Consider the following 20435-nt stretch of genomic DNA (forward strand, 5'->3'; position numbering starts at 1 on the left):
TTTTAGCACGCGCCCTTACCCCCGCCTGTGTCAGAGGCGAGAACGGACGCGCGCGCGCAATGCCCGCGCGGCAAGCCCGCCGGCTGCTTGCGCCCGGCTCGCGCCCGCTTTGCGAGCGCGGCCTGGCTGAACGGCCGGAGAGGCGTGGAAGCGCACCGGGCCGGCTACAATGGCACTATCTGTCCGCGCCCTCACGTGTGCGCATCCTACGCCTATCCGACATGAGCCGTTTCTCGCCGTTTTCAAGGCCATCTGCACCGCGCTACGCCCAGGCGGTCGCCGAAGTGCTGAGCCGCACCGACGCTTTTGCGCCACTGCGCGCCGGCGTCGAGCAGATGGCGGCGATGCGGCGCGATCTGCAGGCGCTCCTGCCCGACTATCTGGCAACCAGCGTGGAGCCCGGCTTCATCAAGGACGGCAAGCTTGCGCTCTTCGCCGCACACAATGCGCTTGCGGCACGGCTGCGGCATCTGGAGCCGCGCCTCGTCGCCGACCTGCAGGCGCGCGGCTGGGCAGTCGACGCGGTGCGCATCCGTGTGCGTCCGCAAGCGGTGAAAGAACCGAAGGCGCCCAAACAGGCGCGCATGACGCCCGTGGGCGCGGCAGCACTGATGGCGCTCAGCGAGGACCTGCCACCCTCGCCGCTCCAGGATGCGCTGGCACGAATGGCTGCGCGCCATCTGAACAAGCGCTGACCGGCAAGTGGCCGGAAATAAAAAAGGGTGGCGTCAAGCCACCCTTTTTCTTTGCCATTCCGGCCGCCCCTCTTGCAGGCGGTACCTCGTCCTCAGGCAAATGCCGTCTGCGCTTCGTAGCCGAAACCGCGCGGCGCCTTCTGCGTGTCCTCGAAAGTGACGATTTCCCAGGCGTCTTCGTGCGCCAGCAACTCGCGCAGCAGCGCATTGTTCAGGCCGTGGCCCGACTTGTACGCCGTGTAGGAAGCGAGCAGCGGATGCCCCACCACATACAGGTCGCCGATCGCGTCGAGCATCTTGTGCTTCACGAATTCGTCGTCGTAGCGCAGGCCGTCGTTGTTGAGAATGCGGTACTCGTCCAGCACGATGGCGTTGTCGAGACTGCCGCCGCGCGCCAGCCCCAGGTCGCGCATCATTTCGAATTCGTGCGCGAAGCCGAACGTACGGGCGCGCGCGATTTCGCGCACATACGACGTATTCGCAAAATCCACTTCGAGCACCTGGCCCGTCTTGTCGACGGCCGGATGACGGAAGTCGATCGTGAATTTCAGCTTGAACCCGAAATACGGATCGAGGCGCGCGAACTTGTCGCCATCGCGAATCTCGACGGGTTTCCTGACCTTGATGAACTTCTTGGGCGCGTTCTGCTCTTCGATGCCTGCCGACTGGATCAGGAACACGAACGAGGCCGCACTGCCGTCCATGATGGGAATTTCTTCGGCGGTCACATCGACGTAGAGGTTGTCGATGCCCAGGCCCGCGCACGCCGACATCAGGTGCTCGACGGTCGAGACGCGTGCGCCGTCCTTCTGCAGCACCGAAGCGAGGCGCGTATCGCCGACCGCCAGCGCCGATGCGGGGATGTCCACCGGGGTCGGCAAATCTACGCGCGAAAACACGATGCCCGTATCCGGGGCGGCCGGACGGAGCGTCAGATCGACCTTGCGGCCCGAATGCAGGCCGATGCCGACCGTCTTCACGATCGATTTGATGGTTCGCTGCTTCAACATGGTTCTCTGCTCATTGAAAATCCCAATCGGGACTTTTTAATTCATAGCACGAATTATACTCCAGAAGCGCGGAGTCCGTTGTTTTCCGCAGCGTGACAATCTGTTTCCCGTTGTTACGCCATCAGGACGAACGACGGGCCGATGACCGAAACGGAGGCGTTTCCGGTCATCAGCCCGCCCGGTGCCACGTAATAACCCGTCACATTTACGTCATCTGTCCGTTGCGTTGCGGCAACGTGACACGGGCATGAACGCTCATGCGGGACTCAACGTGGCGAGGATGCTCGCCGCATCGCTGACTTCAAACTTGCCGGGCGCTTCGACGAAAAGCGTCTTGACCACGCCGTCGTCGATCACCATCGCGTAGCGCTGGGAACGGATTCCCATGCCGCGCGCCGACAAGTCCTGCTCCAGACCAAGCGCCCGGGTGAAGACCGCACTTCCGTCGCCCATCATGCGCACCTTGCCCGCGGTACGCAGATCGCGTCCCCACGCGCCCATCACGAACGCGTCGTTGACGGATACGCACCAGACTTCGTCGATGCCGGCGGCGGCAAGCGCCTCAGCCTTCTCGACATAACCCGGCACGTGCTTCGCGGAACAGGTCGGCGTAAATGCGCCCGGCAATCCGAAGATCACCACGCGCCTGCCCGCCGTCTGTTCGCGCACGCTGAAGCTATTCGGCCCCAGCGTGCAGCCTTCGCGCGCGTCCTCGACAAACTCGTAAAGGGTCGCGTCGGGCAGCGCTTCACCCTGTTTGATCATGGCTCGTCCTTCGCATCAATGCGCAAGCATGTTACACGCGCAATCTCACAATTATCCGCCACCAGGCTTACAGGATTGTCAGGCGGCACACCGCCCTTGCCGCACGCCGAAGCGTTGCGGACAACGGTCCCTGCCGCTGATCCTCGCGGATGCGGCCCTGCTGGCCTTCATTGCGGCGCCACGCGCGCACAGTCCGTCTGCGAGCGGGCGCCACACCGGCACCGCGCCGCAGCCAGATGCAGACCGTGCTCAGTCCGCCTGCTTGCGCAGGAACGCCGGGATGTCGTACGTGTCGACGCCCTTCTCCTGCAGCGCCTGCACATGCGAGGCCGCGGTGTCGCGCGACGTGCGCCAGACAGCCGGCGTATCCAGCGCGCCGTAGTCCGCCGTCGTGCCCACCGACGGCTGCGGTGCATACGCCTGCATCGTCGGGATCGGATGGTTGTCCGTGCCGGTGCGCAGAAGCGTCATCGGCGCGGCCGACTGCTGCTTCTTCGCGGCGCGGCCAAGGCCCGTCGCCACCACCGTCACGCGCAGGGCGTCGCCCATCGCGTCGTCGTACACCGCACCGAAGATCACCGTGGCGTCTTCCGCCGCGTAGCTCTTGATGGTGTTCATCACTTCGCGCGTTTCCGAGAGGCGCAGCGAACGGCTCGACGTGATGTTGACCAGCACGCCGCGCGCGCCCGACAGATCGACGCCTTCCAGCAGCGGGCTCGCCACGGCCTGCTCGGCCGCGAGGCGCGCGCGATCGACGCCGGCGACCGTCGCCGTGCCCATCATCGCCTTGCCCTGCTCGCCCATCACCGTCTTCACGTCTTCGAAGTCGACGTTCACGAGGCCGTCGACATTGATGATTTCGGCGATGCCTGCGACCGCGTTGTTCAGAACGTCGTCTGCGCACTGGAAGCACTTGTCCATCTCGGCGTCATCGCCCATCACGTCGAACAGCTTGTCGTTCAGAACGACAATCAGCGAGTCGACGTGATCCTCCAGTTGCTGCGAGCCGGCTTCTGCCACGCGCATGCGCTTGCCGCCTTCGAACTCGAACGGCTTGCTCACGACGCCAACGGTCAGAATGCCCATTTCCTTGGCGATCTGCGCCACGACCGGGGCTGCGCCCGTGCCCGTGCCGCCGCCCATGCCCGCGGTGATGAAGACCATGTGCGCGCCGAGCAGTGCGTCGGCGATGCGCTCACGCGCTTCTTCAGCGGCGGCACGGCCCATCTCCGGCTTCGCGCCCGCGCCCAGACCCGTGTTGCCGAGCTGGATCACGGACGATGCACGCGAACGCGAAAGCGCCTGCGCATCCGTGTTCATCACGATGAAGTCGACGCCTTGCACGCCGCGGTTGATCATGTGCTGCACGGCATTGCCGCCAGCGCCACCGACGCCCACCACCTTGATGATGGTGCCGTTGGTTTCCGTTTCCAGCATCTGGAATTCCATGTTGCCTCCGTCAAGAAAAAGATACCGCTCCTCGGCCGTTATCCAGTGGAAGATCGGGCAACCCTCCACCGCGCGCCGGCCGCCGTCACCGGCGCTTGATGCTCATTCGCTGCAACTACGCGTCCTCTTCAGAAGTTGCCGAGGAACCAGTCTTTCATCCGCGTGAAGACCTGGCCCATCGACCCCGACTGCACAGCAACCTTGCGCCCGCGCATGCGCTGCGAGCGGCCTTCCACGAGCAGGCCCATCGCCGTCGAGTAGCGCGGGTTGCGCACCACGTCGGCCAGACCGCCCGCGTACTCCGGCACGCCAATGCGCACCGGCTTCAGGAAAATGTCCTCGCCCAGCTCGACCATGCCCGGCATCATCGCGGCGCCGCCAGTAAGGACCACGCCGGAGCTCAGGAGTTCTTCATATCCCGACTCGCGCACCACCTGCTGCACGAGCGAGAACAACTCTTCCACGCGCGGCTCGATCACGGCCGCCAGCGCCTGGCGCGACAGCGTGCGCGGACCGCGCTCGCCAAGACCCGGCACTTCGATCATCTCGTCCGGATCGGCCAGCGCCTGCTTCGCGATGCCGTAGCTCACCTTGATGTCTTCCGCGTCGGGCGTGGGCGTACGCAGCGCCATCGCGATGTCGCTCGTCACCTGGTCGCCCGCGATCGGAATCACCGCGGTATGACGGATCGCACCTTCGCTGAAGATCGCGATGTCGGTCGTGCCGCCGCCCACGTCCACCAGCACCACGCCGAGTTCCTTCTCGTCGTCGGTCAGCACCGCCAGCGACGAGGCCAGCGGCTGCAGGATCAGGTCGTTCACTTCGAGGCCGCAGCGGCGCACGCACTTGACGATGTTCTGCGCCGCGCTCACCGCGCCCGTCACGATGTGCACCTTCACTTCGAGGCGGATTCCGCTCATGCCGATCGGCTCGCGCACATCCTCCTGACCGTCGATGATGAATTCCTGCGTGAGGATATGCAGCACCTGCTGGTCGGTCGGGATGTTGATCGCCTTCGCCGTTTCGATCACGCGCGCCACGTCGGTTTGCGTGACCTCCTTCTCCTTGATCGCGACCATCCCGCTCGAATTGAAGCTGCGGATATGGCTGCCCGCGATGCCGGTGAACACGTTAGTGATCTTGCAATCGGCCATGAGTTCCGCTTCTTCGAGCGCGCGCTGAATAGACTGCACGGTGGCCTCGATGTTCACCACCACGCCCTTCTTGAGTCCTTTCGATTCGCTCTGGCCGAGACCGATCACCTCGTAGTGGCCTTCGCCCTTCAACTCAGCGACGACGGCCACCACCTTCGACGTCCCGATGTCGAGGGCGACCAGCAGATCCTTGTAGTCTTTACTCATAGCGTGCTCGTTGCGTGTGATGTCTGGTTACTTCTTGCCTGGGGGCGTGTCGCTGATGAAGCGCATGCCGGCTGCCCGGATCGCAAAACCGTTCGGATAGCGTAGGTCCGCATATTCGATATCTTTCCCCCAACGTTGCGTGACCGCCGCCCATGCCACGACGAGCCGGTGCGAGCGTTCGCCGAGCGTGTCCGCGTTGCGCTCGCGGCCCAGTTCCACCTCGGTCCCGTTCGAGAGCTTCACTGTCCACGCGTAACGCGGCGAAAGCGTCACCTCGTCGGGCGTCAGGCCGAGCGGTGCAAACCATTTCTGGAAGTCGTGGTAACGCGCGACCACTTCCTGCGCACTGCCATCCGGGCCGTCGAATGCGGGCAGATCCTGGTCGAGCTCGCCCTGGTTGGCCGTGAAGAGCTCGCCGTCGGTACTCACGAGCTGATCGCTGCCCCACGTGCCGAGCGGCTTGTACTCCTCGAGCGACACGGCGAGCGCATTCGGCCAGACGCGCCGCACGCTCGCATGGCGCACCCACGGCATCTGCTCGAACATCTGGCGCGCGGCATCGAGGTCGACGGTGAAGAAGTTGCCCTTCAGGTGGCCGACCACGCTCTGGCGCACCGTAGGCGCGTTGATGTGGTCGGTGTCGCCCTCGACGCGGATCTCGCGCAGCGCGAAGTTCGGCCGCTGCACGAGCCAGTAGCAGCCAGCCGCCAGCAGTGCAAGCGCGAGGAGCGCGTGCAACGCGTTGGTGGCAAGGTTGAGCTGGCGTACGTTATTCCACATTTCGAGATTGTTGCGTCAAAGAGTCCGGTGCAATCCGTTGATCAGATGAGTCGGTTAGCGGGGTTAGTCCTTCAGCGTGAGCGACAGCACTTTCACGACCAGTTCCTGATACGGAATACCCACCGCGCGCGCCGCCTTGGGCGGCAGCGAGTGATCGGTCATGCCCGGCGCCGTGTTCACTTCGAGGAAATACGGGTTGCCCGCGCCGTCGATCATGAAGTCGGCGCGGCCCCAGTCGGTGCAGCCGAGCACGTCGAACGCGCGGCGCGCGAGCTTCTTGAGGCGCGCCTCTTCCTCCGGCGCCACGCCGCACGGAATCAGGTATTGCGTCGTGTCGAGAATGTACTTCGCGTCGTAGTCGTAGAACTCGCCCGCGGGCACGATCTTGATGAGCGGCAGGTCGAGGTCGCCTGCGACGCATGCCGTGTACTCACCGCCGCCCTCAATGCTCTTCTCGACCAGCACGATCTTGTCGTACTTCGCGGCTTCCTCGATCGCCGCGACGAGTTGATCCGCGGCCTTCACCTTGATCACGGCCACGCTCGAGCCTTCACTCGCGGGCTTCACGAAAAGTGGCAGACCGAGCTTCGCCACGATCTGCGGCGCGCTTGCGGCATAGTCGTCGCCGCGCAGCACCGCTTCGAACTGCGGCGTGGGAATGCCGAGCTGCTGCCACACGAGCTTGCTGCGGAACTTGTCGAGCCCGAGCGCCGAGCCGAGCACGCCGGTGCCCGTATAGCGGATGCCGTAGAAGTCGAGCGCGCCCTGAATCTGGCCGTTCTCGCCATAGCCGCCGTGCAGCGCATTGAACGCGCGCACGAAGCCTTCGTCCTTGAGCGCCGAAAGCGGCCGCTCGGACGGATCGAAAAGATGCGCGTCGATGCCGGCGCCCGTAAGCGCCTGATGCACGAGACGGCCCGAGTTGAGCGACACCTCGCGCTCGGCGGACACGCCACCGAGCAACACTGCCACCTTGCCGAATTGCTTGGGGTCGAGACTGCTCATGTCACTCACACCTTCTGTTCCTGTACGGCAATCCGGCCCGGCACGCCGCCGATCGAACCCGCACCCATCGTAATCACCACGTCGCCGTCGCGAACCACGGCGGCGAGCGCCTCCGGCACTTCGTCCACCGTTTCCACGAACACCGGCTCGACCTTGCCCGCCACGCGGATCGCGCGTGCGAGCGCGCGGCCATCGGCGGCGACGATCGGTGCTTCGCCCGCGGCGTAGACGTCGGTCAGCACGAGCGCGTCGACGGTCGACAGCACCTTCACGAAATCTTCAAAGCAGTCGCGCGTACGCGTAAAGCGATGCGGCTGGAACGCCAGCACGAGACGCCGCTCGGGGAACGCGCCGCGCGCGGCCGCGATGGTCGCGGCCATCTCCACCGGGTGATGCCCATAATCGTCGATCAACGTGTAGGCGCCGCCGCCGTTGACGGGAATTTCGCCATAACGCTGGAAACGGCGTCCCACGCCGTTGAACTCGGCGAGCGCGCGCTGAATGTCGGCGTCCTTCACTTCGAGTTCGGTCGCGATTGCGATCGCGGCCAGCGCATTCTGCACGTTGTGCGTGCCCGGCAGGTTCAGCACGATGTCGAGCGACGGCGCGTCCTCGCGCATCGCCGTGAAGTGCATCTTGCCGTCGCGTGCGACGACATTCACCGCACGCACCTGCGCATCGGATGCGAGACCGTAGCGGATGATCGGTTTCGAAACGAAAGGCAGGATCTCCTTCACGTTCGGATCGTCCACGCACAGCACCGCGATGCCGTAGAACGGCAGCCGGTGCGTGAATTCGATGAACGCCTGCTTCAGGCGCGCGAAGTCGTGCCCGTAGGTGTCCATGTGATCGGCGTCGATGTTCGTAATGACTTCGATCACCGGGAAGAGATTGAGGAACGACGCGTCCGATTCGTCGGCCTCGGCGACGATGAAGTCGCCGGTGCCCAGGCGCGCGTTCGCGCCCGCGCTGATGAGACGCCCGCCGATCACGAAGGTCGGGTCGAGCCCGCCCGCGGCCAGCACGCTCGCTACGAGCGAGGTGGTGGTGGTCTTGCCGTGCGTGCCCGCAATCGCGATGCCCTGCTTCAGGCGCATCAGTTCAGCGAGCATCACGGCGCGCGGCACGATAGGGATGCGGCGATGTCGCGCCGCGAGCACTTCGGGGTTGTCGCTGCGCACAGCCGTGGAGACGACCACGGCGTTCGCGCCTTCGATGTTCTCTTCCGCATGGCCGATCGAGATGCGCGCGCCGAGCGCCGCGAGGCGGTCGGTAACGCCGTTCTTCGCGAGGTCCGAGCCGCTCACCTGATAGCCGAGATTGACGAGCACTTCGGCGATGCCGCTCATGCCCGCGCCGCCGATGCCGACGAAATGGATATGTTTGACGATGTGTTTCATTGCTTTCCTCCCGCACCAGCGCCCGCCACCGCCGCACAGATGCTCGCGACCTGATTGGCGGCGTCGGGTTTCGCGAGCGCGCGGGCGCGCCCGGCCATTTCCGCCAGCGTTTCTCTTGTTTGTTGCCGCAGCCAGTCGGCAAGTCCTTCCGCCGTCAGGTCGCGTTGCTGCACCACCCTCGCTGCATCCTTGTCGGCAAGGAACGCGGCGTTGGTGGTCTGATGGTCGTCCACGGCGAACGGGAACGGCACGAAGCACGCTGCCACCCCCACCGCCGCGATTTCCGCCACCGTCATCGCGCCCGAGCGGCAGATGACGAGGTCGGCGTTGGCGTAGGCGCTCGCCATGTCGTCGATGAACGGCACGAGTTGCACGCCTTCGCCCGCATCCGCGTTTGCGCCGGGCAGCCCCGCATCGGCATAGTTCGCCTTCAGCGCATCGATATGCTTCGCGCCCGCCTGATGCACGACTAACGGACGTTCGCCCGGCGCGAGCAACGCCAGCGCACGCGGCACGACTTCGTTGAGCGCCGCCGCGCCAAGACTGCCGCCCACCACGAGCACGCGCAGCGGACCGCTGCGTGCCGCATAGCGGGCGCGCGGCGCTTCCACATGCGCCAGTTCTTCGCGAATCGGATTGCCGGTCCACTCGCCGTGCGGCAATGCGCCCGGGAATGCGACGAGTACGCGCTTCGCGAGCTTTGCGAGCACCTTGTTCGCGAGGCCCGCGATCGAGTTCTGCTCGTGCAGCACGAGCGGGCGCCCCGAGAGCGCGCTCATCACGCCCGCCGGGAACGTGATGTAGCCGCCCATGCCGAGCACGACGTCCGGCTTTACGCGCGCGAGCGCCGCGCGGCTCTGCGTGAACGCGCGCAGCAGGTTCAGCGGCAGCATCAGCTTCGTCTTGATGCCCTTGCCGCGCACGCCGCCAAAGCGCACGTACTCCATCGGGATGCCGTGCTTCGGCACGAGCGTCGCTTCCATGCCGGCGGGATTGCCGAGCCATACGACACGCCAGCCCCACGCCTGCATGCGGTGCGCGACCGCGAGCCCCGGGAACACGTGCCCCCCGGTGCCGCCGGCCATCACCATGAGCGTGCGCGGTGCTGCGGTCATACCTTGCCCCCGCGCATCAAGACTCGGTTCTCATAGTCCACGCGCAACAGGAGCGCCACCGCGATGCAGTTGAGCAGAATGCCCGAACCGCCGTAACTCACGAGCGGCAGCGTGAGACCCTTGGTTGGCAGCAAGCCGAGGTTCACGCCCATGTTGATGAACGCCTGCGCGCCGAACCACACGCCGATGCCCTTCGCGACGAGCCCCGCGAAGGTGCGGTCGAGCGCAAGCGCCTGGCGGCCGATCTCGAACGAGCGGCGCACGATCCAGTAGAACAGCAGGATCACGACCAGCACGCCGACGAAGCCGAGTTCCTCGCCGATCACGGCGAGAATGAAGTCGGTGTGCGCTTCGGGCAGGTAGTTGAGCTTCTCGACGCTACCGCCAAGGCCCACGCCGAACCACTCGCCGCGCCCGAACGCGATCAGCGAGTGCGTGAGCTGATAAGCCTTGCCCTGCGCGTAGCGGTCGTCCCACGGATCGAGGTACGCGAAGATCCGCTCGCGGCGCCACGGCGAGAGCCACACGAGCATCGTGAACGTGCCCACCGCGGTCGCCACGAGGCCGCCGAACAGCTTGCCGTTCACGCCGCCGAGGAACAGCACGCCCATCGCGATCGCGGCGATCACCATGAACGCGCCCATATCGGGTTCGAGCAGCAGCAGCGCGCCCACCACGCCCACGGCAAACGCCATCGGCAGGAAGCCCTTGGCGAAGCTGTGCATGTACTCCTGCTTGCGCACCGTGTAGTTCGCCGCGTAGATCGTCACGGCGAGCTTCATGATCTCCGAAGGCTGCATGTTCGTGATGCCGAGCGGAATCCAGCGGCGCGCGCCGTTCACGCCCTTGCCGATGTGCGGAATCAGCACGACGACGAGCATGACGAGCGCGATCAGGAAGAGCTTCGGCGCGTAGCGGTCCCACGTCGAAACGGGGATGCGGAACGCCACGACCGCCGCGAGCGCGGCAACCACGAGCGAGGCGATGTGACGCGCGAGGAATGCGTAATCGTGATACGAGGCGTACTTCGGCGAGTCGGGCATCGCGATCGACGCCGAATACACCATCACTACGCCGAGGCCGAGCAACGCAATGACGGCCCACAGCAGCGAGTGGTCGTAGTCGAGCATGCGCGAGCGCGCGGGGCTCACACCATTGACGACGCTCGCGAGACCGCTCGCACGCGCAGCCCCACCGCCGGACGCACCAGTGGCGCCACCCGAGGCGCTGGCCTCGCGCGACAGACGCGAACCGAATCGTTCGGACCAGCTCATATCATCGTCCCCCGTTCTGCGGCGATTTCCTCGACCGTGCCGTGGAACACGGCGGCGCGATGAGCGTAGCCCTTGAACATGTCGAAGCTCGCACACGCCGGCGAAAGCAGCACGACGTCGCCGGGCTGCGCGAGCGCCGTCGCGGCACGCGTGGCGGCTTCGAGCGTCGGGTAGTCGGCGATCACGATGCCGGTAGATTCCAGCGCGGCACGAATTTGCGGAGCATCGCGGCCGATCAGCATCACCGCACGGCACCAGCGCGCGACGGGGGCCGCAAGCGGTCCGAAGTCCTGACCCTTGCCGTCGCCGCCCGCGATCAGCACCGCGCGCTGCGCGAGGCCGTCGAGCGCCGCGACCGTCGCACCGACGTTCGTGCCCTTGCTGTCGTCCACGTAATCGATGCCGTCGATCGAGGCGATCAGCTCCACGCGGTGCGGCTCGCCGCGATACTCGCGCAGGCCGTGCAGCAGCGGCGCGGCGGGCAGGTCGATCGCGCGCGCGAGCGCGAACGCGGCAAGCGCGTTCGCGGCGTTGTGCAGACCGCGAATCCGCAGGGCGTCGGCCGGCATCAGGCGCTTGCTGGCGAGATTCACGCTCGCCGCTTCCTGTTGCTTGCGCCGGCGTGCGGAGACCGGTTCGTCCGTCGCGTCGCGGTCGTGCGCCTGCACGAGCCACAGCATGCCGTTGTCGCGCGAGAGGCCATAGTCGCCGTCCTGCCGCGGCTCGTCGACTCCGAATGTGACCACGCGAGCCGTGCCGTCCGCGGATGACGCGAGCGACATCACGCGCGCGTCGTCGCGGTTGAGCACGCGCGTCGTTTGCGGCCCGAAAATACGGCCCTTCGCGGCGGCGTAGGCGTCGAGCCCGCCGTGCCAGTCGAGGTGGTCCTGCGTGATGTTCAGGATTGCGGCGGCATCGGGAGCAAACGTGTGCGACGTCTCCAGCTGGAAGCTCGACAGTTCAAGCACCCAGACGTCGGGCAGCGCGGTGTTGTCGATCGCTTCGGCCAGCTTGTCGAGCATCGCCGGGCTGATGTTGCCGGCCACGGCCACGCGCTTGCCCGCGCGCTCGCAAAGCAGGCCCGCGAGGCTCGTCGTGGTGGTCTTGCCGTTCGTGCCGGTAATGGCGAGCACCCTGGGCGCGTAGCCGCTCTCGCCGAGGTGCTTCAGCGCCTGGGCGAAGAGTTCGAGTTCGCCCCACACGTCGATGCCGCGTTCGCGCGCGGCCGCGAGCAGCGGCACGAGATCGGCCGCGAGCGGCGAGAGGCCGGGGCTGATGGCGACGAGTTCGACGCCGTCGAGCAGCGCCGTCGAGAACGGGCCGCCGACGAAATCGGCATCGACGCCGTGCACGGCGAGTTCGGGCAGACCGGGCGGCGCTTCGCGCGTATCGGCAACGCGCAGGCGGCAACCGTGCCGCGCGCACCAGCGCGCCATGGCAAGCCCGGATTCACCGAGCCCCAGCACGAGCACCATCGGCTTTTGCCGATCCCGAAACTTCTCGCCAAACATCGCTTGCTTCCCTTGATGATTTACTTGATGACTCAGCGCAGCTTGAGGGTGGACAGGCCGAACAGGCACAGCATCAGCGTGATGACCCAGAAACGCACGACGACCTGCGTCTCTTTCCAGCCCGACAGCTCGAAGTGGTGGTGCAGCGGCGCCATCTTGAAGATGCGCCGGCCTTCGCCATACCGCTTCTTGGTGTACTTGAACCAGGTGACCTGCAGCATCACGGAGAACGTCTCCGCGACAAAGATGCCGCCCATGATGAAGAGCACGATTTCCTGGCGCACGATCACGGCGATCGTGCCGAGCGCGCCGCCTAGCGCGAGCGCGCCCACGTCGCCCATGAACACCTGGGCCGGATACGTGTTGAACCAGAGGAACGCGAGGCCGGCCCCACCCATCGCCGAGCAGAAGATCAGCAGTTCGCCCGCGCCGGGAATATGCGGGAACAACAGGTACTTCGAATAGACCGAACTGCCCATCACGTAGGCAAACACGCCGAGCGACGCGCCCACGAGCACGACCGGCATGATGACGAGGCCGTCGAGGCCGTCGGTAAGGTTCACGGCGTTGCTCGCGCCGACGATCACGAAATACGTGAGCGCGATGAAGCCCCAGACCCCGAGCGGATAGCTGATCGACTTGAGGAACGGCAGCAGCAGGTCGGCGCGCGCGGGCAGGCCCATCGAGAGACCACTCCTCACCCACGCCATGAAGAGATCGAACACGCGCACGTTGCTCGCCTCGGACACGCTGAAGGCGAGATACACGGCGGCGAAGAGCCCGATCACCGACTGCCAGAAATACTTCTCGCGCGAAGACATCCCGCGCGGATCCTTGTGAACGACCTTGCGATAGTCATCCACCCAGCCGATCAGCCCGAACCCGAACGTCACGAGCATCACGATCCAGATGAAGCGGTTCGCGAGATCGGCCCAGAGCAGCGTCGAAACGGCGATGCCCAACAGGATCAGGACGCCGCCCATGGTCGGCGTGCCCGACTTCACGAGGTGCGTCTGCGGCCCGTCCGTGCGCACGGCCTGGCCGACCTTCATCGCGGTCAGCTTGCGAATGACCCACGGGCCCAGCACGAGCCCGATCGCCATCGCGGTGATGGTCGCCATCACCGCGCGGAACGTCAGATAACTGAACACGCGCAAGAAGCTTGCGTCATTCTGCAGCCATTGCGCCAGCGCCAGTAACATGCCTTGTATTCCTTCGTATTTCAGTGCGCGCCGGACGCAGCGTCCGACGCAGGGTTTTGCGGATTCGTCAGGGCCGCTACCACGCGTTCCATCTGCATGAAGCGCGAGCCTTTCACGAGTATCGTTGCGCCGCTGCCGTAACCGGCCGTGGCCAATGCGTTCACCAGTTCGCCAACGCCGGCGCAATGCAGCGCGTTCGCGCCGAAAGCCGCCGATGCGTCGCTCGCCGCCTGCCCGAGCGTGTAGAGCGCGTCGATGCCGCGCTCTTTCGCGTACGCGCCCACCTCGCGATGGAACGCCGGACCTTCGTCGCCCACCTCGCCCATGTCGCCCAGCAGGAGCACACGCGGCGCAGCCTGCGCCGCGAGCACGTCGATCGCGGCGCGCACGGAATCGGGGTTCGCGTTGTAGGTGTCGTCGATCACCGTTGCGCCCGTAAGTTCCCCGAGCGCGGCATGTTTTACCTGCAAGCGGCCCTTCACCGGTTCGAACGCTTCGAGGCCGCGACGAATCGCATCGAGCGAGACCCCTGCCGCCACCGCCGCCGCCGTGGCCGCAAGGGCGTTGTGCGCGTTGTGCGCGCCCAGCACCTGCAGTTCGACTTCGAGATGCCCCTCGGGCGTCGCGATTGCCAGGCGGTTGCCGGTGAGCTTGCCCGTCACCGCGGCGTCCACGGCGCTTGCTTCCGTATGCAGGGCGAAATCGAGAATCTGCGAGCCGGTCGCCGCAACGCGCCAGATGCCCGCGTAGGCATCGTCGGCGGGAAATACCGCGACGCCTTCGGGCTTCAGGGCGTGGATCACGCTGGCGTGCTCGAGCGCGACGGCTTCCACCGTCGCCATGAACTCCTGATGTTCGCGCTGCGCGTTGTTGACCACCGCGACGGTCGGCTCGGCGAACTTCGCGAGCAGCTCCGTCTCTCCCGGATGATTCATGCCGAGTTCGACGACTGCAAGGCGATGTGCGCTCGACAAACGCAGCAGCGTGAGCGGCACGCCGATGTCGTTATTGAGGTTGCCGGCCGTCGCGAGACGCAACGCCTCGCCCACGGCAGCCGCGAAGATCGACGCGATCATTTCCTTGACCGTCGTCTTGCCGTTGCTGCCCGTCACCGCGACGAGCGGCAGCGTGAAGCGCCGCCGCCAGCCGAGCGCAAGCGCACCGAGCGCCGCACGCGTGTCGTCCACGCGCAGGGCGGGCGTGCGCCAGTCGCCCGGGCTGCGCGAAACGAGCACTGCGCTCACGTGACGGTCCGCCACTTCCTGCAGGAAATCGTGCGCGTCGAAGCGGTCGCCCTTGAGCGCCACGAACAGGTCGCCCGGGCCGGCCATGCGGCTGTCGGTCGAGATACGCGCGAACGTGGCGTTCTCGTCGCCGAGCACGCTCGCGCCCGGAATCAACGCCGCCGCATCGCGCAGGGAAAGCATTGTCATTCGCCGCCTCCGCGCCCATGCCGATCGGAAGTCGGACGGGCTGCGAGAGCAAGCCGCGCGTGGTCCTGATCCGAAAACGCGCGCTTCTTGCCCATGATTTCCTGGGTCGCCTCGTGGCCCTTGCCGGCCAGCACGACGACGTCTTCGCGCGCCGCGCCGCGCACCGCCTGCAGGATCGCGCTCGCGCGGTCCTCGATACGGCGCGCCTGGTCAGGCTCGCGCATGCCGCCAACGATCTGGTCGATGATCGCGGCAGGCGATTCGCTGCGAGGGTTGTCGCTCGTCACAACGACCTGGTCGGCAAGCCGCTCGGCAATCGCGCCCATCAGCGGACGCTTCGTGGCGTCGCGGTCGCCGCCGCATCCGAACATGCAGACGAGCTCGCCGCCGCGCGCCGCCGCGATCGGGCGCAGCGCATCGAGGGTCTTTTCGAGCGCATCGGGCGTGTGCGCGTAATCGATCACGACGAGCGGCTCGTCGTGATCGACGCGGCCGCCCAGGCGCTCCATGCGGCCATTCACGGGCTGCAGCTTCGCGAGCTCGTTCAACGCGGCCACGAGCGGCACGTTCGCGGCCAGCAGCGCGCCGAGCACGCCAAGCAGGTTGCTCACGTTGAAGAGGCCGAGCGTCTGTACCTCGACTTCGGCGTCGCCCCAGTCGGACGTCGTCAGATGGAACGCCGTGCCCGTGGCCGTCGCGCGCACGTTTTCCGCGCGCAGCCATGCATCGGCAACGGGCGCCTCGGCAGCCGGCGTCGCGACGCCGTACGCGATCGTGCGCGCATGGCCGCGTGTCGAAGCCAGCAGGCGGCGGCCCGCTGCGTCGTCGGCATTGATCACCGCCGCGCGCAGCCCGGGCCATGCGAAAAGACGCGCCTTCGCCGCCTCGTAGGCCTCGAACGTGCGGTGATAGTCGAGGTGATCCTGGGTCAGATTCGTGAAGATCGCGACGTCGAACGACGTGCCGTTCACACGGCCCTGATGCAGGGCATGCGACGACACTTCCATCGCCACGGCCTGCGCGCCGGCCTTGTGCAACTGCGCGAGGCTGCGCTGCAGTTGCGGCGCGTCCGGCGTCGTGAAGCCGGTATGCGTAAGCTGGCCCGGAAAGCCGCTGCCGAGCGTGCCGACGATCGCGCACTTCTGCCCGATCGCCGTGAGCGCCGTGGCGACCCACTGGCTGCACGACGTCTTGCCGTTCGTGCCCGTCACGCCGACCACGAGCATCGCGTCGCTCGAATCGCCATACCAGCCGCTTGCGATTTCGCCTGCCAGCACGTCGAGCTGCGGCACCGCGAGCGACATCGACGCGTCCGCCTGGCCTGCAAAACCTTCCGGCTGATAGAGGATCGCTGCGACGCCGCGCTCGATCGCGTTGTCGATGTGCGGACGGTTGTCCGCACCGTCGACGGCGTAGGCCACGAACACATCGCCCACCTTCAGCGAACGCGTGTCGGCGTGCAGATCGGCGGTGGGCGCGATGCGAGCGCGCAGCCACGCGAGCGCGTCCGCGATCTGCCGGTGCGCGGGATGCCGGGTGCGCGCGGCGCTCATCGGACGACTCCGGGTCGGTTGTTCGCGCTATCGGCAACGGTCATGTGGCGAGCGGCGGCGGTGGACTTCGGCGCGGGCGACGCGTGCTTCGCCGGCGCGGCCGCAGCCGTTGCGGGCGAGTTCGACGGCGTGGCCTGGGCGCTGTCGTCGGAGACGACGAGCTGCTTGACCGGCATGTCGGGCGGCACGTTCAGCGTACGCAGCGTGTCGCCGGCGATACCCGCGAACACCGGACCCGACACGGCGCCGCCGAAGTGGCTGCCGGCGGTCGGCTCGTCGATCGACACGGCCACCACGATGCGCGGGTTGGGCATCGGCGCCATGCCGACGAACGACGCGCGGTACTTCGACTTGTCGTAGCCGCGACCCTCGTGCTTGTACGCCGTGCCCGACTTGCCGCCCACGCGGTAGCCCGGAACGGCTGCATCCGGCGAGGTGCCGTCCTTCGACACGACGCTTTCGAGCATGGTACGGACTTCGCGTGCCGTGGTCGGCGAGAACACCTGGGTGCCGGTCACCGGCTGATCGTCGCCCGGATGGCGGAACAACGTCACGGGCAGGATCTGGCCGTCGTGCGCAATCGCCGTGTACGCGCGCGCGAGCTGGAACAGCGACACCGAAAGGCCGTAGCCGTAGGACATCGTCGCCTGCTCGATGCGGCGCCAGCTTTTCCACGGACGCAGGCGGCCCGCCGCCGCGCCGGGGAACCCGACCTTCGGCGCCTGGCCGAGTCCGATGCTGGTGTACATGTCCCACATTTCCTCGGGCTTGAGCGTCATCGCGATCTTCGTCGCGCCAATATTGCTCGACTTCTGGATCACGCCGCCCACCGTCAGCACGCCGAATGCGGCGTCGTCGGTGATGGTCGCGCCGTCCAGCGTGAAGTGGCCCGGGCCCGTATCCACCAGTGTAGTCGGCGAGACCCGGTGCAGATCCAGCGCCAGCGACACCGTGAACGGCTTCATGATCGAGCCCGGCTCGAACACGTCGGTCAGGACACGATTGCGCAGTTGCTCGCCCGTGAGGTGCGAGCGGTCGTTCGGGTTGTAGGTCGGATAGTTGACGAGCGAAAGCACTTCGCCCGTGCGCACGTCCACGACCATCGCGGCGCCGGCCTTCGCCTTGAATTTTTCGACGGCCGCCTTCAGGTCTTCATACGTGATGTACTGGATCTGGCTGTCGATCGACAACCGCACGTCCTGGCCATCGTGCGGCACCACCTGCTCGTCCACGTCCTCGACGATATGACCCATGCGGTCCTTGATGACGTGGCGAATGCCCGGGACGCCCGCGAGAACCTTCTGGTCCGCGAGCTCCACGCCTTCCTGGCCATAGTCTTCGACGTTCGTGAAACCGATCAGGTGCGCGGTGATCTCGCCTTCGGGGTAATAACGCTTGTATTCGTTGCGCTGATAAATGCCCGGAATGCCGAGCAGCGCCACTTTGGCGGCGACGTCGATCGGCACCTGCCGCTTCACGTAGACGAAGGTCTTGTCTTCGGAAAGCTTCTTGCGCAGATCGGTCGTCGACATGCCGAGCAACTGGCCGAGCTGCGTGAGCTTGTCGGCGCCCAGGTCGTCGGGCACGTCTTCGGGAATCGCCCAGATGGCGCGCACCGGCAGGCTCGTGGCCAGCACGAGCCCGTTGCGGTCGAGAATCTTGCCGCGCGTGGCGGCCAGCTCGATCGTGCGCTGATAGCGGCTCTCGCCCTGCTTCTGATAGAACGCGTTGCCCGGGCCCTGGATCCAGAACGCGCGCGCGGCAAGCGCGACGAACGCCATGAACAGCATGAACACGACGAGCTTCGAGCGCCACATCGGCAGGCGCACGGAGAGAATCGGATTCGACGAGAACGCGACGCTCTTGCGGCTGTTGCCCTTTTTCATCGCGTGCCTCCGCGACGGCTGGAAGCCGCGACCGGCGAGGAAGCCGGCGCCGACGTGGGCACCGGCGCCTCGGTAGCGGCGGCGGCACCGGACGCGAGCGTCAGATATTGCGTGCGGCCAGTCGTGACGGCTTGCATCTTGAGCGAATCGGTAGCGATCTGTTCTACGCGCGATGTCTTCGACAGCGCGCTCTGCTGATATTGAAGCTGATCGTAGTCCTGCTGAAGCTGGTGCTCTTCCGCCTGCGCGCGCTGCAGCTGGATGAAGATCTGCCGCTGCTGGTTGGTGGCGTTGACGACCGACAACGCACAGCCCATCACGACGATCAGCAGGAAGATGTTCAGGCGGTTCATGGCGTGACGCGCTCCGCGGTGCGCATCACGGCCGAGCGGGCGCGTGGGTTCGCGGCGACTTCCTCGTCGCTCGCGAACCCGCGGCCGAGCAGCTTGAGCGGCGGGCTGGGCAGGTCGACGGCGCGGATCGGCAGGCGGCGGTCGATCGCAGGCGCACTGGCGTGCGCCTGCATGAACCGCTTGACGATCCGGTCTTCGAGCGAATGAAAGCTGATGACCACCAGCCGCCCCCCCTGCTCAAGCGTCGCCAAAGCCGCCTCTAGAACGGCTTGCAGGTCCGCAAGCTCTTGATTGACGTGAATCCGTATAGCCTGAAAGGTGCGGGTTGCCGGATCCTTACCCTTCTCACGGGTCTTGACGACGTTAGCCACGATTTGGGCAAGCTCGCCCGTGCTGTCGAGAGGCCCGAGACGTTCGGACTCTGCCCGGCGAGCAACAAGCGCCTTTGCAATCTGAAAAGCAAACCGTTCTTCCCCATAATCTCGTATCACCTCCGTCAGTTCCTGCAGCGTGGCCCGAGCGAGCCAGTCGGCAGCGGACTCGCCGCGCGTCGGGTCCATCCGCATGTCGAGCGGACCGTTTGCGCGGAAACTAAATCCGCGCTGCGGATCGTCAACCTGCGGCGACGACACGCCAAGGTCCAGCAGCACACCCGACACACGCCCTACCCCGCGCGACGCCAGGGCGTCGCGCAGCGAAGCAAAACTCTCATGCACGATCGAAAAACGCGGATCTTCGACGGTGGCGGCCGTGGCGATCGCCAGCGGGTCCTTGTCGAACGCGATCAGACGCCCGGCTTCGGAAAGCCGGCCGAGAATCGCGCGACTATGCCCGCCGCGCCCGAACGTGCCGTCCACATAGACGCCGTCCGCGCGCGTGACCAGCGCATCGACCGCTTCATCGAGCAGCACCGTGCGATGCTGCAGTCCTTGTCCCATCGCAGATGCCATAGCTCGTTAACCGCGATCAGAACGTGAAATTCTTCAAGGCGTCGGGCATGCCCTGCGCCATCGCCGCCTGCTCCTTGGCGATGTACGTCTGTGCATCCCACAACTCAAAATGACTACCCATGCCAAGCAGCATGACTTCCTTTTCCATTCCTGCTGCCAGACGCAATTCAGGTGAGACGAGCACGCGGCCCGCGCTGTCGAGATCGACGTCGGACGCGTTGCCGAGAAAGATGCGGCGCCACCAGTGCGCGTCCATCGGCAGCGCAGCGACCTTCGCGCGGAACACTTCCCATTCAGGGCGTGGAAATAGCAACAGGCAGCCGTCCGGGTGCTTGGTGATCGTCACCCGTCCTTCTGCCTGTTGTTGCAGCGCATCCCGATAGCGAGACGGAATCGACATCCGTCCTTTCGCATCGAGTGCCAGCGCCGACGCCCCCTGGAACAATTTGCTCCCCCTCGCGCGGCGCCACTCGCCGCTCGTCCCAATTCAAATGAATTTACCCGAATACGCGCCTGAAATCACACAAAAAAACACTTTCTCACACTGTCTCCCACTTTAGAGGAACGCCCCACGAGGGTCAAGGGACGCAGGCCATTTCTTGACGAAATTTATCCGTTAGAACAAGGACTTAGCGGCGCTTCCTCACGTCGGCCCGAAAACCAAAAACCGTTATGAATGAATGAACTAACGCA

At 65.9% G+C, this 20435-nt stretch carries 18 protein-coding genes; 1 reads left to right on the forward strand and 17 read right to left on the reverse strand.

The features are described 5' to 3' along the window. The first annotated feature begins 221 nt into the window (after positions 1 to 221). A complete protein-coding gene (locus tag V8683_RS20680; protein WP_411188413.1) occupies positions 222 to 695 on the forward strand; it encodes a DciA family protein in 474 nt (157 codons plus the stop codon). A 92-nt stretch (positions 696 to 787) separates the two neighbouring features. Here the strand turns inward: V8683_RS20680 and lpxC are convergent, their stop codons facing one another. The 17 genes from lpxC to mraZ all read right to left on the reverse strand — a co-directional run bounded on the left by lpxC (position 788) and on the right by mraZ (position 20187). Next, positions 788 to 1705 carry a UDP-3-O-acyl-N-acetylglucosamine deacetylase gene (gene lpxC, locus V8683_RS20685; RefSeq protein WP_411188412.1) on the reverse strand — a complete coding sequence of 306 codons (918 nt, stop codon included), beginning with the start codon at positions 1703 to 1705 and terminating at the stop codon, positions 788 to 790. A 255-nt stretch (positions 1706 to 1960) separates the two neighbouring features. Further along, positions 1961 to 2470, reverse strand: a complete 510-nt coding sequence (locus tag V8683_RS20690) for a peroxiredoxin (RefSeq protein WP_411188411.1) — start codon at positions 2468 to 2470, stop codon at positions 1961 to 1963. A gap of 249 nt (positions 2471 to 2719) precedes the next feature. Continuing rightward, positions 2720 to 3919, reverse strand: a complete 1200-nt coding sequence (gene ftsZ / locus V8683_RS20695; protein WP_411188410.1) for a cell division protein FtsZ — start codon at positions 3917 to 3919, stop codon at positions 2720 to 2722. 128 nt (positions 3920 to 4047) lie between these two features. Further along, the gene (ftsA, locus tag V8683_RS20700; protein ID WP_027794410.1) at positions 4048 to 5280 is read right to left on the reverse strand and encodes a cell division protein FtsA; all 1233 of its coding nucleotides are present in this window, start codon (positions 5278 to 5280) and stop codon (positions 4048 to 4050) included. 27 nt (positions 5281 to 5307) lie between these two features. Beyond that, complete coding sequence (locus tag V8683_RS20705; protein ID WP_411188409.1) at positions 5308 to 6060, reverse strand: cell division protein FtsQ/DivIB; 753 nt, start codon at positions 6058 to 6060, stop codon at positions 5308 to 5310. Positions 6061 to 6123: 63 nt separating this feature from the next. Then, the gene (locus tag V8683_RS20710) at positions 6124 to 7065 is read right to left on the reverse strand and encodes a D-alanine--D-alanine ligase (RefSeq protein WP_411188408.1); all 942 of its coding nucleotides are present in this window, start codon (positions 7063 to 7065) and stop codon (positions 6124 to 6126) included. Positions 7066 to 7070: 5 nt separating this feature from the next. After that, the gene (gene murC, locus V8683_RS20715; protein WP_411188407.1) at positions 7071 to 8465 is read right to left on the reverse strand and encodes a UDP-N-acetylmuramate--L-alanine ligase; all 1395 of its coding nucleotides are present in this window, start codon (positions 8463 to 8465) and stop codon (positions 7071 to 7073) included. Further along, positions 8462 to 9580, reverse strand: a complete 1119-nt coding sequence (gene murG, locus V8683_RS20720; RefSeq protein ID WP_411188406.1) for an undecaprenyldiphospho-muramoylpentapeptide beta-N-acetylglucosaminyltransferase — start codon at positions 9578 to 9580, stop codon at positions 8462 to 8464. Before murG ends, murC begins: the two co-directional genes overlap by 4 nt. Then, positions 9577 to 10854: a putative lipid II flippase FtsW gene (ftsW, locus tag V8683_RS20725; RefSeq protein ID WP_411188405.1), complete on the reverse strand. Its 1278-nt coding sequence runs from the start codon at positions 10852 to 10854 to the stop codon at positions 9577 to 9579. The genes murG and ftsW overlap by 4 nt, the downstream gene beginning before the upstream one ends. Beyond that, on the reverse strand, positions 10851 to 12365 hold the full coding sequence (gene murD, locus V8683_RS20730; protein ID WP_411188404.1) for a UDP-N-acetylmuramoyl-L-alanine--D-glutamate ligase: 1515 nt from the start codon (positions 12363 to 12365) through the stop codon (positions 10851 to 10853). The genes ftsW and murD overlap by 4 nt, the downstream gene beginning before the upstream one ends. 32 nt (positions 12366 to 12397) lie before the next feature. After that, positions 12398 to 13567, reverse strand: a complete 1170-nt coding sequence (mraY, locus tag V8683_RS20735) for a phospho-N-acetylmuramoyl-pentapeptide-transferase (protein WP_411188403.1) — start codon at positions 13565 to 13567, stop codon at positions 12398 to 12400. 20 nt (positions 13568 to 13587) lie between these two features. Further along, on the reverse strand, positions 13588 to 15000 hold the full coding sequence (locus tag V8683_RS20740) for a UDP-N-acetylmuramoyl-tripeptide--D-alanyl-D-alanine ligase (RefSeq protein WP_411188402.1): 1413 nt from the start codon (positions 14998 to 15000) through the stop codon (positions 13588 to 13590). Further along, positions 14997 to 16553 (reverse strand): UDP-N-acetylmuramoyl-L-alanyl-D-glutamate--2,6-diaminopimelate ligase, encoded by a 1557-nt coding sequence (locus V8683_RS20745; protein WP_411188401.1) that lies wholly within the window; start codon positions 16551 to 16553, stop codon positions 14997 to 14999. The genes V8683_RS20740 and V8683_RS20745 overlap by 4 nt, the downstream gene beginning before the upstream one ends. Further along, the gene (locus tag V8683_RS20750; protein ID WP_411188400.1) at positions 16550 to 18439 is read right to left on the reverse strand and encodes a peptidoglycan D,D-transpeptidase FtsI family protein; all 1890 of its coding nucleotides are present in this window, start codon (positions 18437 to 18439) and stop codon (positions 16550 to 16552) included. Before V8683_RS20750 ends, V8683_RS20745 begins: the two co-directional genes overlap by 4 nt. After that, positions 18436 to 18792 carry a cell division protein FtsL gene (gene ftsL / locus V8683_RS20755; protein WP_411188399.1) on the reverse strand — a complete coding sequence of 119 codons (357 nt, stop codon included), beginning with the start codon at positions 18790 to 18792 and terminating at the stop codon, positions 18436 to 18438. The genes V8683_RS20750 and ftsL overlap by 4 nt, the downstream gene beginning before the upstream one ends. Next, positions 18789 to 19742 (reverse strand): 16S rRNA (cytosine(1402)-N(4))-methyltransferase RsmH, encoded by a 954-nt coding sequence (gene rsmH / locus V8683_RS20760; protein WP_411188398.1) that lies wholly within the window; start codon positions 19740 to 19742, stop codon positions 18789 to 18791. Before rsmH ends, ftsL begins: the two co-directional genes overlap by 4 nt. Before the next feature lie 16 nt (positions 19743 to 19758). Beyond that, positions 19759 to 20187, reverse strand: coding sequence for a division/cell wall cluster transcriptional repressor MraZ (gene mraZ / locus V8683_RS20765; RefSeq protein ID WP_027794423.1), 429 nt, complete (start codon positions 20185 to 20187; stop codon positions 19759 to 19761). Positions 20188 to 20435 lie beyond the last annotated feature (248 nt).

Source organism: Paraburkholderia sp. AV2 (assembly GCF_054968425.1).